The organism is Treponema sp., from assembly GCF_024696245.1.
GTDB lineage: Bacteria > Spirochaetota > Spirochaetia > Treponematales > Treponemataceae > Treponema_D.
In genome coordinates this window covers 18,215-33,381 of the sequence record NZ_JAILGZ010000028.1, presented here as the reverse complement: position 1 = coordinate 33,381, position 15,167 = coordinate 18,215, and the positions used below count along the sequence as shown (strand labels likewise).

At 37.6% G+C, this 15,167-nt stretch carries 13 protein-coding genes and 1 tRNA gene; 10 read left to right on the top strand and 4 right to left on the bottom strand.

Annotated features, from left to right (window positions below):
- The 3 genes from K6D58_RS02230 to rsmI form a co-directional block, all read right to left on the bottom strand.
- On the bottom strand, positions 1 to 1,141 hold a 1,141-nt coding region (locus K6D58_RS02230), incomplete at its 3' end, for an iron-containing alcohol dehydrogenase (RefSeq protein WP_296827113.1).
- A gap of 113 nt (positions 1,142 to 1,254) precedes the next feature.
- Positions 1,255 to 1,542 (bottom strand): flagellar biosynthesis anti-sigma factor FlgM, encoded by a 288-nt coding sequence (locus tag K6D58_RS02225; RefSeq protein WP_296827112.1) that lies wholly within the window; start codon positions 1,540 to 1,542, stop codon positions 1,255 to 1,257.
- The gene (gene rsmI, locus K6D58_RS02220; RefSeq protein ID WP_296827110.1) at positions 1,539 to 2,264 is read right to left on the bottom strand and encodes a 16S rRNA (cytidine(1402)-2'-O)-methyltransferase; all 726 of its coding nucleotides are present in this window, start codon (positions 2,262 to 2,264) and stop codon (positions 1,539 to 1,541) included. Before rsmI ends, K6D58_RS02225 begins: the two co-directional genes overlap by 4 nt.
- A 112-nt stretch (positions 2,265 to 2,376) precedes the next feature.
- Here rsmI and K6D58_RS02215 point away from each other — a divergent pair, with 112 nt between their 5' ends.
- The 6 genes from K6D58_RS02215 to K6D58_RS02190 all read left to right on the top strand — a co-directional run bounded on the left by K6D58_RS02215 (position 2,377) and on the right by K6D58_RS02190 (position 9,511).
- Positions 2,377 to 5,466 carry a DNA translocase FtsK gene (locus K6D58_RS02215; protein ID WP_296827108.1) on the top strand — a complete coding sequence of 1,030 codons (3,090 nt, stop codon included), beginning with the start codon at positions 2,377 to 2,379 and terminating at the stop codon, positions 5,464 to 5,466.
- Positions 5,467 to 5,490: 24 nt separating this feature from the next.
- Positions 5,491 to 6,456, top strand: a complete 966-nt coding sequence (locus K6D58_RS02210) for a glycosyl hydrolase family 18 protein (protein ID WP_296827107.1) — start codon at positions 5,491 to 5,493, stop codon at positions 6,454 to 6,456.
- Between the two features lie 73 nt (positions 6,457 to 6,529).
- Entirely contained in the window at positions 6,530 to 7,627 is a 1,098-nt protein-coding gene (locus K6D58_RS02205) for a 30S ribosomal protein S1 (RefSeq protein ID WP_296827104.1), read from the top strand.
- A complete protein-coding gene (locus K6D58_RS02200; RefSeq protein ID WP_296827102.1) occupies positions 7,624 to 8,601 on the top strand; it encodes a FecCD family ABC transporter permease in 978 nt (325 codons plus the stop codon). Before K6D58_RS02205 ends, K6D58_RS02200 begins: the two co-directional genes overlap by 4 nt.
- The gene (locus K6D58_RS02195; RefSeq protein ID WP_296827100.1) at positions 8,588 to 9,382 is read left to right on the top strand and encodes an ABC transporter ATP-binding protein; all 795 of its coding nucleotides are present in this window, start codon (positions 8,588 to 8,590) and stop codon (positions 9,380 to 9,382) included. Before K6D58_RS02200 ends, K6D58_RS02195 begins: the two co-directional genes overlap by 14 nt.
- A 55-nt stretch (positions 9,383 to 9,437) precedes the next feature.
- Positions 9,438 to 9,511: transfer RNA gene (locus K6D58_RS02190), tRNA-Val, on the top strand.
- A 150-nt stretch (positions 9,512 to 9,661) separates the two neighbouring features.
- On the opposite strand, the gene K6D58_RS02185 is transcribed toward K6D58_RS02190, so the two are convergent.
- Positions 9,662 to 11,470: a subtype A tannase gene (locus K6D58_RS02185; RefSeq protein WP_296827098.1), complete on the bottom strand. Its 1,809-nt coding sequence runs from the start codon at positions 11,468 to 11,470 to the stop codon at positions 9,662 to 9,664.
- 250 nt (positions 11,471 to 11,720) lie between these two features.
- Here K6D58_RS02185 and K6D58_RS02180 point away from each other — a divergent pair, with 250 nt between their 5' ends.
- The 4 genes from K6D58_RS02180 to K6D58_RS02165 are packed head-to-tail and all read left to right on the top strand — an operon-like array spanning position 11,721 to position 15,142.
- Positions 11,721 to 11,939: a DUF6110 family protein gene (locus K6D58_RS02180; protein ID WP_486389746.1), complete on the top strand. Its 219-nt coding sequence runs from the start codon at positions 11,721 to 11,723 to the stop codon at positions 11,937 to 11,939.
- A 32-nt stretch (positions 11,940 to 11,971) separates the two neighbouring features.
- On the top strand, positions 11,972 to 14,053 hold the full coding sequence (locus K6D58_RS02175; RefSeq protein ID WP_296827096.1) for a heavy metal translocating P-type ATPase: 2,082 nt from the start codon (positions 11,972 to 11,974) through the stop codon (positions 14,051 to 14,053).
- Positions 14,054 to 14,071: 18 nt separating this feature from the next.
- Positions 14,072 to 14,377, top strand: a complete 306-nt coding sequence (locus K6D58_RS02170) for an HMA2 domain-containing protein (protein WP_296827094.1) — start codon at positions 14,072 to 14,074, stop codon at positions 14,375 to 14,377.
- 51 nt (positions 14,378 to 14,428) lie between these two features.
- On the top strand, positions 14,429 to 15,142 hold the full coding sequence (locus K6D58_RS02165; RefSeq protein WP_296827092.1) for a YczE/YyaS/YitT family protein: 714 nt from the start codon (positions 14,429 to 14,431) through the stop codon (positions 15,140 to 15,142).
- The last annotated feature ends 25 nt before the right edge of the window (positions 15,143 to 15,167 follow it).

Genomic DNA, 15,167 nt, shown 5'->3' with positions numbered 1-15,167 from the left:
CCTGCTTTATAAGTTCAAATAAAGCATCACTGGACATGCTTCTAGGAAGGGCATTTATAAGTTCAGTTTCTCCTGCATCTTCTGCTGCAAGGGAAAGCTGTTCAATACCAAGGGAAAGTTCCTTTAAACGTGCCGGAATATTCATTTTAGCAATATGCTGGCGGATATAATCTGCAAATAAAGCTGCTGCCTTTGCATCATCTGCATCTTCTGGGGCTGCCCTGAGTATTTTTGCAAGAACTGCCAGCTTGTCACTCTTAAATTTGGCACCGTCTTCAATTACATAAGGGAAAAGAATTGTAGAAGTAAGGGAGCGGGAAATCTTAAACCTTGAATTGATTGTTAAAGCAAGAAGGGATGCCGGTCCCATGGAACTTGTAGCTGCTGCCAGAGCTGTCATACAACCTCCCTGAGCTAAAAGAAGTTCCTGGGGAGTTGTAACAGTAAGAGTCTGGGCACCATCCATAGCATAAGAAATAAGCTGTACGGATTTTTCTATAAGCATGTCACTAAAGAAGGTTGCTTTTGGGCTAAGGTAAGCTTCTACAGCAAGACAAAGGGTCTCAAGGGACATGGCAGCTATCTGTTTTTCTGTAAGGGAAACTGTAAGGTTTGGATCCCATATAGCAAGTTTACATAAAGAATTTTTGTTTTTGAGAAGCTTTATTTTAGAACTGCGGGCATCGATAAGAGGGGTTTTGTCCATAAAAAGGAAGTCATCTCTAATTGTTGTAGGTACGCAGATAAGGGGCAGCGGATCAGATGTAGGTATTTCTCCGTCTGCAAATTCGTAAAGGGACTTGCTTTCGTTATAGAGGGTGCATACAGCCTTTGCTACATTAAGGGTTTTTCCTCCGCCTGCAGCAATTACACCGTGAACATGAGCCTGTCTTGCAAGGGAAAGGGCTGTTTCTATGATTTCTGTATCAGCTGTAACTGGAATTTCGTCAAAAGTAAAGTAATCCAGACTTCTGTCCTGGAGGGATTTTAGGATTTTCTGGGAAGTACCGGATTCTTTAAGTACAGGATCAAAAATAACCATGAATTTTTTTCCGTATTCCTGTGCATACTGACCTAAACGGGTTGATGTATAGGCTCCAAGTACAATATTTGGTGAAATTCTAAAATTGAAGTCTGCCACTTTATTTCTCCAGTTATAATTATTTTTACTAAAATAAAATTTATGCCAAAAAAAAGACGGAATTTAATCATCCCGTCTTTCTTTTAAGCTATTAAATCATTTTTGCTACGGAATTATAAACCATAAGCACTGAGAATGCGATCTGCAGTAGCTGCAATAGTTTCACTGTTAAGATAATTTGGATCGCGAATCTTCTGTTTAATCTGTTCTACAAGATCTGTACGAACATCAGGTGTTTCTTCCGCAACTTTGTTAAGATAATAGGCATCACTCATTGCTTTTGCTTCTTTAGAAACACTGATTTCATCAGATGTAGACCTGACCGATTTAGCGTTGTTAGTACGCTTTGTTTCCTGCAAATTGTTTAATGGATTTACTCCTGCAACCTTGTCTATCATCATAGTTCTACCTCACTATTATTATCGGAATCATCCGCAGAAAGTTTAGCATTTTTATTACCAGAAATAAAGACTGCGAACTCTCCCAGTACCTTATTTCTTGAAGAATAGTCTTCAAGAACCTGTCTGGCCGTACCTTCTGTAATTTCTTCGTGAAGTTTAGTCAGTTCCCTGCCAACAACTACACGACGATCACCTTCAATATCGGCAATATCCGTCAAAAGCTTAACTATTCTGAACGGACTTTCGTATAAAACTACTGCATCCCCTGTTGCAAGTAATTCTCTTAATCTTGAGCGTCTTCTACCTGGTTTTGGCGACAAAAAACCTTCAAAAATAAGGGTTTTTCCACCTGCACCGGCTACGCTGGTTAATGTTGCAAAGGCGCTGGCTCCTGGTATCGGAATTACTTTATGGCCTGCCTGTCTGGCCAGTCCTGCCAGAATAGCTCCAGGATCACTGATTCCCGGGGTACCTGCATCACTGGCGTATGCAACTGTTTTTCCTTCATCAAGAAGGGAAATAATCTTTTCTGAAGCAAAGGATTCATTCTGGGAACGGCAGCTTATTAACGGCTTTCTGATCTCAAAATGGGTCAGTAACTGCAGGGTATGGCGAGTATCTTCTGCTGCTACTACATCTACTGACTTAAAAGTTTCAATTGCTCTGAATGTTATATCACCCAGGTTTCCGATGGGTGTACCTACAATATAAAGTTCCGACACTCTTCTATTATATAAGCCTTTATTAAATACTGCAAGTTTGTAAAGGCGGGGGTAAGAAATTCCTTAAATTTAAAAATTTAAAGCCGATAATTAAAGAGAGGTATCATAGATAATGAAACAGGAAAAAGTTACCGCATATATTACAGGAATTATTTTATTTATAATTGCAGCATTCTTTTCTGTTTCCATAGTTTCAGGAATTCTGGGGTTAGGAAACATAGATGGCTTTTTATATAATTTTGGAAACTTTATTGTATCTGCATACGGGGTTTGTTCAGTATTAATTCCGGCATTTTTATTTACAGCCGGTTGTTTTTGTTTTATGGAGAACTGGTCTGTACAAAAGGCCTGTATTCTTTTTGTAAGCATTATTCCATTTTTTACCCTCGTTTTTGCTGAAAGAACATGCCGTAAGATATCAGAAGTAGACTTTGGGCTTATTTCTTTTGTAAAAATTATTACAACAGTTATTGTTTCAATTCTTCTTGTTGCAACTGAATATCTTCTTGCCGTAGTTCTTGCAGGAAAGTTTCATGACAAACTTGTTGATGTGAATTTTCCTTTTACAAAAAAGGATGGCTCTGATGAAGATTCAGAAAGTACAGGGCTTTCTTTTGTAGATGAAACAGCAGATAAAAAAGAAGATGAAGCTGTAGAAGATGAAGATAGTTCAGAATCAGCTGAAGCTGATGGTGATTTTGATTCAGTAAGTCTTTTGGGACAGAAGCGTCGTGAAATAGAAAAGGCTGCTTTTGATATAGAAAATACAGAAAGCCCTTCCCGTAAATACGAAAGTATCTGGTCTATAGATGAAAATGGTGATGTGAAGGACGATTCTTCTGAAGAAGAAAGCGAAAGTAAAGAAGAAGTTCAGTCAGAAATTCAGGAATCTGTAGTTGAACCTGAAAAGCTTATTTCACACGATGATGAAAGTGAAGAAGCTGCAGAAGAAAAAAAAGAAACAGGTAAAGGCTTTACTTTTTCTTTTGGACATAAAAAAGACAGTAAAAAAGAGCAGGAAGAAGAGTCAGCAAGAGAAGAAATAAAAGAAGAAAAATACCCAGGCATTATTAATCTTTCTGCTCCGGAAGATATAAAAGTTGTAGATCTTCAGAATCTTGATTCAAATAAAATTGAATTTGAAAAAGCAGATGATTCAGAAGATGACATTATTGCCCAGTTTGAACGTGAAAACCTTCAGATGGATGAAGAAGAAGAAAATCCCTTTGAACAGGAAGAAGATTCTCCTGAAGAATTTAAAAGCGAAATTCCTTTTGAAGAATTTAATGAAGAAAATGTTTCTGAACGTAAAGATACAAATGTTAACCGCTTGATGGAAAAGTTTGATTCAATTACAGATGCTGCAGAAGCAGAAATTTCTGAAGAAGAGGATGATGATAAAGACGATTTCCTTGAAGCAGATGATGGGGATAAAGCTGCTGTTGATTCAGATGAAGAAAATCTTGAAGAAGCAATTGATATAGAAGTTGATGATCAGGATGACGTTTCAGAACCTTCTATGGATTTTGAAGACCCTTTTGCTGAGCCTGATGTTAATGACGGTGAAGAAAAAGAAGGGGCTCAAAAAAAAACTTCTGAAATAGTTTCTGATGAAGAAAAATCTTCCGGCTCAATACTTTCTTCCCTTGATTCTGTTTTTTCTAAAATGGATGAAGACGCAAAAGCTCAGGTAGAAAAAGTAGAAGTTAAAGGAAAGACAGCTCTTGTTACAGACGAAAATGGAAACACTACACCTATAAAAGTTACTCCTAAAATCCGTAGAAAGGCATATAAGATTTCTACAGATTTATTAACTGAATATGAAGAAAATGCTTACTGGGAAATTGATGATGAGACAAGACACGCTGCAAGTTCCCTTATGGCAACCCTTAAAGAATTTAACATCGAAGCAAATGTAACTGAAATCAGAAAAGGTCCTGTAGTTACAATGTTTGAAATGCTGCCTGCTCCTGGTGTTCGTTTAAGTAAGATTCAGGCATTGCAGGATAATATTGCCCTTCGTCTTGCTGCAAAATCAGTTCGTATTGTTGCACCAATTCCTGGAAAACGTGCAGTTGGTATTGAAGTTCCAAATAAAAATCGTGCCATTGTTTCTTTTAGGGAATGTATTGAACAGAATCGTCCTGAATGGAAAAAGATGGCTGTTCCTGTAGTTTTAGGAAAAGATATTGAAGGCGAAACTCAGCTTATGGATCTTGTAAAGACACCTCATCTTTTGATTGCAGGTTCTACAGGTGCAGGTAAATCTGTCTGTGTAAACTCAATGATTTTGAGTATTCTTTTTAAGCGTTCACCTAATGAAGTTAAGTTGATTCTTATTGACCCTAAGATTGTTGAACTTAGTCTTTATAATGGTATTGGTCATCTTCTTACTCCTGTTATTACAGAACCAAAGATGGCAATGCAGGCACTTCAGTATTGTCTGTGTGAAATGGAACGCCGCTATGCAGTTCTTAAGAGTCTTGGTTGTCGTGATATTGTTGGTTATAACCAGAAGATTCAGGAACAGCATCTTGCTACAGAAAAGCTTCCTTATATTGTTGTAGTAATTGATGAGTTTGCAGACCTTATGGCAACAACCGGCAAGCAGCTTGAACAGTCGGTAGCCCGTCTTGCAGCTAAGGCCCGTGCTATTGGTATTCATCTTGTGCTTGCTACTCAGCGTCCTTCTGTTGATGTAATTACTGGTTTGATTAAAGCAAATATTCCTAGTCGTATTGCCTTTATGGTTTCCAGTAAAATGGACTCCCGTATTATTATTGACCAGATGGGTGCAGATAAACTTCTTGGTAAGGGAGACATGCTTTATGCAAGTTCAACAGATCCTTTCCCTGTACGTATTCAGGGTGCTTTTGTTTCTGACCAGGAAGTAGAAAACGTTGTAAACGAAGTAAAGAATGTCTGGGGTGAACCGGAATATATTGACGAAGAAATCTTTGTTGATGATGAAGAAGATGGTTCAGACGGACAGATGTCTTTATTTGGAGATGGGGAAGACCCTCTTTATGAAAAAGCTCTTGATATAGTTATTCAGGCAGGAAAAGCCAGTGCAAGCTATATCCAGCGCAGACTATCGATCGGTTATAACAGGGCTGCCCGTCTTGTAGAAGAGATGGAAGAAAGAGGAATTGTAGGTCCTGCAAACGGTAGTAAACCTAGAGAAATCATTCATATGCCTTAAAATACAGTCGTTAGGGAGGAAACTGTGAGAATATTAAAGAAAAGATTGTGCTTATTAACGTTCGTTAGCCTGTCAATCCTGACATTTGCTCAGGCTCCACAACAGCAGCACTTTGAAGAAATATGGGCCTATTATCTGCCCGGTAATTCAGATTCTTTTGATCCGGAAAAAATGCCTGTTACTGATTTGTGCTTTTTTAGCGGTGACGTTAATTGCTATGGTGAAATATCCCACTTTCCTTCTTCAGAAATTATCCCTGAATATAATGGTAGAAGACATCTGGTAATTACCTGTGAAGGTCGTTCCCTGACACACTTTTCTATAGACCCTGATTATGGTGTTTCAAAAAAACTTATAAAGAGTATTGTAAAGGCATCAGTAAATTTTGATGGTGTTCAGATTGATTTTGAAAATGTTCCCCAGAGAGATGCAGCTAATTTTTTAAAGTTTCTTAAGGACCTGCGAAAATCTTTAGGAAAGAAAAAGATGTTTACTGTTTGTGTGCCTGCCCGTAATAAAGTTATAACTGAAGATGTTTATGATTATGCTACGATAGAAAAATATGTAGATCGTGTTTTTATTATGGCTTATGATCAGCACTGGTCAACATCTGCCCCTGGTGCAATTGCAGAAATTCCATGGGCAAACAGAATTGCGGAATTTGCAAAGTCAGTTATTCCAGAAGAAAAAATAATTATGGGTATGCCTTTTTATGGCCGTACATGGCAGAACGAAAATTTTGGAAGAGCCTGGTTATATTCCGGAATTCAAAGAATTAAAAAAGAAAATAAAGTTGATAAAGTTCAGAGGGATGAAAGCGGTATTCCTTATTTTAAATTTAAAAAGGAAATTACTGTTACCGGCTGGTATGATGATGCAGATTCTTTAAAAGAAAGAATGGATTCCTTTAAGAAAATAGAAGTAAAGAAAATCGGCTTCTGGAGAATCGGCCAGGAAGATACAGACTTCTGGAAGTACTTTTTTGAATAGAATGACTGCTGATAATTACCTCGACAACCTTTAATAATAATACTAAAATATTGAAAAAATTTTGGAGTAGTAAATGAAAAATTTATATGAACCAGGTCAGATGATTGAAACTAAAATTGTTGCAATCACTAACGATACTATTTTTATAGATCTTGGTCTTAAGAGCGAAGGTTTTCTTGATAAAGCAGAACTTGCTGATGAAAACGGAAATGTAAGTGTAAAGGAAGGGGACAGCATAAAGGTATATTTTGCCGGTGCTTCACATGATGAACTTCATTTTACAACTAAGCTTAGCGGTCAGAAAGCAGATAAGTCAGTTTTGGAAAATGCTTATAAAAACGGTATTCCTGTAGAGGGTTCAGTTAGTCAGGAAATTAAAGGCGGTTTTGAAGTAATGATTGGAAACACCCGTGCTTTCTGTCCTTATTCACAGATGGGTTACCGTCAGAGAAAAGAACCTGCTGAATATGTAGGAACACATCAGACTTTTAAGATTACAGAATATAAAAACGAAGGAAAAAATATTATTGTTTCCAATCGTGTTCTCCTTGAAGAAGAAGCTGCAGCAGAACTCAATAAGCTTGCAGAAACAATTCAGGTTGGAGCAATTGTAAAGGGAAAAGTAAAGTCAATTGAAAGCTATGGTGCTTTTATTGATTTGAATGGATTCCAGGCATTGCTTCCAGTAAGCGAAATCTCTCATGTTCGTGTAAGTGATGTTGCATCTGTTTTAAAGGTTGGTCAGGAAGTAGAAGCAAAAGTAATTAAAACAGACTGGGCTCATGAACGTGTAAGTCTTAGTACAAAAGAACTTGAAAAAGATCCATGGGATGGAATTGAAGAAAAGTTCCCTCTTGGAACAGAAATCGAAGGTGTTATCAGCAGGGTAGCAGATTTTGGTGTATTTATTAATCTTGCACCTGCTGTAGATGGTCTTGTTCATATTTCAAAACTGGATGTAGAACGCAATACAAATCTTAAGAAGGTTTATAAAGCTGGCGATAAGATGGCTGTTGTTGTTGATTCAGTTGATACTGAAGAAAAACGTATTTCCCTTAGTCCTGTGGTTTCTAATGAAGAACAGGATAATGCAAATGATTATATGAAGAGTCACTCAAATGATGATGACGGTTATTCTTATAATCCGTTTGCAGCACTTCTTAAGAAATGAAAATTATAAAGACATTAATTTTATTCTTTATTTTTATAGCCGCTGTTTTCTGTTCATTATTGTATGGAGCTCAGCGGCTCGATTTTTTGGATTTATTTTCTGCAGAAGATAATTTTAGTAAGCTGATATTTTTTCAGCTCCGTTTACCGAGAACAATTCTTGTTTGTTTAGCAGGAGCTTTGCTTGCAGGCAGCGGGGCAGTTTTTCAGGGCTTTTTCCGTAATCCACTTGCTGACCCGGGAATAATGGGGTTGTCTGGTGGTTCGACTCTGGGTGCGGTAATTGCCTGCGCCATTTTTTCTTCTACAGCTGGTCTTTTTTTGAACATAGGGGCTTTGTGCGGTGCCTTAGGCGCAGGTTTTCTTGTTACAATACTTGCTTTTAACCGTAAAGGAGCTTCTGTTACTGTAACTCTTCTTTTATGCGGAACAGCTTTGGCCAGCCTGTACTCTGCCTTTATTTCCATAATACTTGCAGCTGATGATAAACACCTTCATTCAATGTATGTCTGGATGCTGGGAAGTTTTAGCGGGCGAGGGTGGAATGAAGTAAAAATCATACTTTTACCAGCTTTTTTAGGTACAGTTTTACTTTTAATCTGTACCCTTAAACTGGATTTGCTTACCTGTGGAGAAGAAAGTGCCTTTACTATGGGTGTAGAAGTAGGGCGTTTACGTTTTACAGTTCTTCTTGCGGGTTCCCTTGCTACATCTGCAGCTGTATGTGCCGGCGGAACAATCGGTTTTGTGGGCTTAATAGCTCCTCATATAGTAAGGCGCATCTTTGGAGAAAAGAGCAGGACTGTAACGACACTTTCCATGATTATGGGGGCAGTAATACTTCTTGTTTCAGATACTGTATGCCGATTAGTTATAGCTCCAGCGGAAATTCCGGTTGGAACAGTAACAGCTTTAATTGGTGTTCCTTTTTTTATTTCGTTATTACTCAGGAGGAAAAATCATGGCAACTCTTGAGGTTAAAAATCTGAATGCCAGCTGGAAAAGCTGTAAAGAGTCCTGGGTTCTTAAAAATATAAACTTTAAGGTAGAGCAGGGAGATTTTATTTGTTTAAGCGGCCCTAATGGTAGTGGAAAGTCGACTTTGCTTAGTCTTATGTCTGGTTATATACCGGACGGTCTTTCTCATAAGAAAAAGGGTACAGTTACAATAGAAGGAAAAGATGTATTTACCTTAAAAAGACGGGATGCTGCCAGGAAAATCGTTTACATGAAGCAGAATGAAAAGTCCCTGTGGAATTTTTCTGTAAGGGATCTGGTTGTAATGGGAAGATATTCATATACCGGCTTTAGTGGAATCTATTCTAAAGAGGATTTTATGGTGACAGATCAGGTTCTGGAAGGGGTACAGTTGACCAGCCTTGCAGATAAATCTGTTTTTGAATTAAGTGGTGGTGAATGGCAGAAAGTCCGGATTGCCAGAACTCTTGTTCAACAGTCAGCTTTTATTTTGCTGGATGAACCTGTTGCTAATCTTGATTTTACATACCAGGATGCTCTTTTGACTTTTATAAAGGATTATGCAGTAAAAATAAATGCCGGCCTGATAATCAGTATTCATGATTTGAATACAGCTGCCAGGTATGCAGATAAATTCATTTTTCTGGGAAGAAATAATACATTTGCTTCCGGCAGCAGGGAAGATCTTTTTAAGCCGGAACTTCTTAAGAATATATACGAAGCAGATTTTAAGGTTTTTGAACATCCTCTTTATCATTGCCTGCAGGTTTGTATTTAGTAAGTAGTGGTTATTGACAAAAAAAGTCCTAACTGCTATATTCTCATACATCGTCGGGCGGTTAACTCAGCTGGTACGAGTACCTGGTTTACACCCAGGCTGTCGGGGGTTCGATCCCCTCACCGCCCACTAAAAAAGGCTTCCTTCCTTAGTCAATTGGAGGGGAGCCTTTTTTATTTACTGAATCTTTAATTATAAAAAAACGGCTGTCTAATTTATAAACAGCCGTTTTGGTTTTATTAATCAGCTTGTATTAAAACACTCTTATTTATATAAGCCTTATTTGTTTTCTTTTGTATTTAATGTATTAACACATTTTAAAACCCATTCTATAAAGTTGCTGGAAGCTTTTCCTTTAATTTCTGCCTCTGTATGTCCCAGACCCCATACAGTTGCAAAATCAACATCTTTAATACCCGGTCCATAGTTCTTAAGGGCAAGCTTAAGCATAAGTTCCGTACTGATAGCTGTATCTCCCTGGCAGATTCCGCTTCTAATGCGCCAGAAAGCTGCTGGTTTAGACTTGCCGTATCCATTGTAGTATGACGAAAGAAAATACATAGGGTTATAAAGGTCCATTCTGTAATCCAGACTTTTTCCAAGGAAGTCTTTTTTATTAATATCTTCAGCATAGGCCGGGTAATAAATTGTGTCTTTAAGAAGGGCTGTCATGTATTTGTCAAAGTGAACACCCTTTCCATCTCCATACCCAAAAAGGATGTTTTCTCCCTGGTCTCCGTTAAGGTCGTCAAAGGCTCCAACTGATTTAACAGCCGGCTTCAGGTATTTAAAGAAGTCCTGAATACTGGTGATTGAAGCTTTTTTAGTTTGAGAATCGTATTTAACCCAGGTTGTTTTTTCATTAAGGGCTGCAATATAGTCTTCTATACTATCGAATGTTTTGTTTAAGTTAAGGCCGCTGCTGCTCTTATTTTTACGCTGAATTCCGTCTTTTTCTTCAAAAGAAGGAGGCTGATGACCGTTAGTTTGTGGCTTTTGTTCAGGTTTATCCTTTGGCATTCCATCTGGCTTTCCGCCTTTAAATTCAGCAGGCTTGCCTTCCGGTTTATTGCCGGGTTTACCTTCAGGCATATCTTCAGGCATACCTTCCGGTCGTTCATTACCAGGTCCCATATCAGGTTTTGGCATTCCATTTTTATTATCTGGATTGTATGGGAATTCTGTAGTAGCAATAAAAGTATTCAGTGAATCTTCGATGGTCTTTTTAAGGTAATCCTGATAGCTTACTAACGTTAGTTTATTTCCATTTTCATCCTTAAGTTCAAGGGAATCAATGTATGAGCAGAAAGCCAGCCCCAGTTCTTCCGACAGATATTTTTCAAATTCACTTAAATCACTTCTTGTAGAACCCATCTCCCATTCGTATGCCTCATTTGCCACATTCAGATTAGTAATAGGGCACCAGTCCATGCTTCCTGTAACAGAATCACTTTCTGTCATAATAGCACCGGCTTCTTCCAGGTAAGGGTCGTAAAGTTCAGAATCACCACTTGCACCAAGAATAGCAGACTGTGCTCCTCCTCCTGACATACCAAAAGTAAAAATTAAATCTGTATTACCAGGAAGAATTTCCTTGTTATGACGAATGTATCGAATAGCTGCTTTGTAATCGGTAACTCCAAGTGGGGCACCATGTTCCCTTCCTCTTGCACCTGCAGACAGATAAATTAAACCTGCATCCGTGTATTCCTTTATGTCTGGGGAATAAGACTCTGGTGCCGGACATGCTGAATAGCCCGGAGTGTTAACTGGCATTACATAAGCTGCTTCCTGTTGAATAGCCTTGATAGTGTAAGTTCCATCTGAATCTTTTTTTGCTTTTACAAACTGGCCCGGAATATAGACGCCCAGAGTTTGATATTTAAGGTCTACAGGTTTTGAAACATATATAATTCCTGTTTTGTAATATACGTTATCTTCTTTAACATAAGACCAGCCTTTTAGATTTATTGTTTCATTGTAACTTTTATCTGGTAATGGCGCTGATTTTTTCTGGCATGAAGTTAAGCCGGTACTTCCAGCGATCAGGGATGCGATTATTATCCCTGAAAAAAAATTTTTGTACATATTATGCCTCCTGATGTACTGAAAAAAAATGGCTTGAAAATCTTTTAAGATCTATTTTATTTGAAAAACCTTTTATCAGGATTTATGTAACATAAATTTATGTTATGAAAATTTTTAAGAATTTTAAAATCTTGTTGTTAATTTAATGAGATTTTTTCTCATTTAGATTGCACTACTACAACAAAAGTTTCCTAGCGGTACTTAGGTAACTAGTGATAATATTTTTGTAATCTTATTCTGGAGGTTCATAATGACTATTGGTAAATTAGGTTGTTTTGCAATTGGTGTTGCAGTTGGTGGAGTAGCAGTTGCTGTTGCCCGCACAGCAGGTTTTAAGAAAGTTTGCTCTAAAGTAATTGGAGCCGGACTTAAGCTTAAAGATGAAGCCGCTACATTTGTAGAAACTGTAAAGGAAGACGCACAGGACATTATGGCAGAAGCCAAAGCCGAAAGTGCAAAGAATGCATAATTCTCTACAGTAAAAAATAGCGGAGTAAGATAATGACTTTTCAAATTGTACATCAGTTGCCTGGACGCGTTCGTGTCAGGTATCAGAAAGGATTCCTTTCTTCAAAGCAGGCGTCTCTTGTTCAGATGCTTGTTTCTCTTCAGGAAGGAATAGATTCAGTTACCGTAAATATGATTTCAGCAAGTATTCTTATAGAATACCATGATATTTCAGAAGCAGTTGCCCTTTCTTATTTAAGGGCGCTTGATTCAAAATATCTGAATAATCCTGAATTATTAAATGGTGTTCAGGGAGCTGCTGTACAGGAAAGTCTTATTACTGATTTGCTGGAAATGGTAGTCTTTCACTATGCAAAGAGACTTCTTCCTTTTCCTTTAAGAAGAATATTTGCTGCAAAGAATTTTATTCCCCATGCAGGAAAAGCATTTAGGGCTATGACACAGGGTAAGTTTTTTTGTGCTGATACCCTTGATGCAACAGCCCTGGGGCTTTCATATTCTTCTGGTAATTTTAATACAGCCGGTTCAATTTCACTTCTGTTAAAGATTGGTGAAACACTGGAAGATTATACAAAGAGAAAATCCTATGACAGTCTTGCTTCTTCTTTATTAACTACAAATGAAAAAGTTCATATTATTCGTGACGGGGAAGAAGTAGAAGTAAGTGCCGGTCTTTTAAAATCCGGAGATATAGTTGTTGTAAGGGCTGGCTCTGTTATTCCGGCAGACGGCCTTGTTTATGATGGTGAAGCTATGGTTAATCAGGCTTCCATGACTGGAGAATCCCTTCCTGTTCATAAGACAAAAGATTCAAGTGTATTTGCATCTACAATTGTTGAAGAGGGAGAGATTCTTGTTCAGGTAAAAGCAGCCGGCGGTGAAACTAAAGTAAATAAAATTGTTTCGTTGATAGACCGTTCTCAAAGTTTAAAGGCTGCTTCTCAACTTAAAGCAGAAAGAATTGCCGACAAGCTTGTAAAATATAATTTTCTTCTTGCCGGTGCTACATATTTTTTAACAGGAAATTTTACTAAAGCTGCATCAACTCTTCTTGTAGATTATTCCTGTGCAATGAAACTGTCTGCTCCTATTTGTGTCCTTAGTGCAATGCGTGACAGTGCAAATAATGGAATTATGGCTAAGGGTGGTAAGTTCATAGAAGATCTTGCAAAGGCAGATACTTTTGTTTTTGATAAGACTGGAACTTTAACTGCATCAACTCCTAAAGTTGTCAGGGTAATTCCATTTAATAATCGTGATGAAAATGAAGTTCTTCGTCTGGCTGCATGTCTTGAAGAACACTTTCCTCATTCCCTGGCAAGGGCTGTTGTTAATGCAGCAAGTGAAAGGGGACTTAATCATCAGGAAGAGCATACTAAAGTTGAATATATTCTTGCACACGGAATTGCATCGTCTTTAAATGGAGAAAAGCTTCGTATTGGAAGTGCCCACTTTATTTTTGATGATGAAAAGATTCCTTATACACAGGAAGCAAAAGATACAGATGCTGAGTACCAAAAAACAGGTTCTTCACTTTTGTATTTTTCTATTGCCAGTGAACTTGCAGGAATTATTGTTATAGAAGATCCGATTCGTCAGGAATCAAAAGATGCTCTTGCTGAACTTAAAAAACTTGGGGTAAGTAACATTGTCATGATAACAGGTGATGGAGAAAATACCGCAAGAGTTATTGCAGAAAAAGCAGGTGTTGATAATTATCTTTCACAGGCTCTTCCTGATACTAAAGTTGAATACATTAAGAAGCTTCAGAAAAATGGTCATAAGGTTGTAATGATCGGAGACGGAATTAATGATGCGCCAGCTCTTTCTTCTGCAGATGTTGGTATTGCAATGGGGGCAGCTTCTTCTATTGCCAGCGAAACAGCAGACATTCTTTTACCGGATGATGGTTTGTCTTCTCTGCCAAAACTCAGGGAAATTGGTATCAGGCTTATGGAACGTATATCTGCAAATAACAAAGCAATTGTAGGAATTAATACAGCTTTAATAGGTCTTGGTCTTGCTGGAATTATTCCTTCGGCAACAGCTGCGCTTTTACATAATACTTCTACTGTAGCCATCAGTATGAAAGCTATGACACCTCTTGTAGATTAAAAGGATGGAGGAATAATTGTGAACGTATCCAGTTTTTTTCCAGGAAGAATCAGAATTCGTGATGAAGTTTTAAAGGATGGAGAAATAAGTGCTGCTTTAAGAGCTGCTATAGAAAATCATGAAGCGATAAAAAATATAGATCATAATTTGCGTACTGGAAGTGTTCTTATTGAATATCATGTTTCAAAACTGCCGGTAGAAAAGCTTATGACTTTTCAGAAAGAACTTCTGGAATTACAGAAACTTTGTGACCGTTATAATGGCAGTGATAAAAGTGCAATTCTCTTAAAAATCGGAGAGCTTAAAGAAAAACTTGCCCTGTGATTTTTATAACGCTTTGACACTTTAGGAACAGTAGTTATAATCATATTTACTATGAGATTTACACTTAAACAGTTTTTTGTTCCTAATTTTTCTAAGAAAATAGCAATTTTATCAGTATCAATTTTTTGTATGGGATTATTTGTCTCTCTCCTTCTTGAAGCGGGATGGGGCAGTGATCCCTTTACTTTTATGAATGAAAGCATAAGTCAGCGTCTTGGTATTTCTTTTGGAACCTGGGAGCTTATCCTTAATGCCAGCCTTATTATTCTTACAATAATTTTTGCGCCGGAACTTATTGGTTTTGGTACTCTTGAGAATATGATTTTTATCGGCTATATAGCTGACTTTTTCAGATGGGTTTGGAAAACAACAGGTATTCATGATGTAATCGGTTTTGCTGCAAATCCACCAGTCTGGCTTCATGTTTTAGTATTCGGACTGTCAATTTTTCTTTTTATTATCAGTGCAGCAGTTTATATGAATGCCAGAATGGGTTTGTCGCCTTATGATTCAATTCCAAAGATTATTAATAAAGGCTGCAAGAAGATTCCTTTTACACCTCTCCGTATGTGTTATGATGCCTCTGCCTGTATTATAGGCTTTATTGTAAGCCCATATACTATAAAAGACAGTCAATTGTACCTTCCCATGATTGGAGCCGTAATTATGGTCTTTTTCCTTGGGCCTGTTATAGGTCTTGTAGGCAGATTTATGCAAAATCATATTTTTAAGGATGATATTGAGACATATTCTGGGGAAAATTAAAATTTTTTAAAAGAAAAAGTTTGCT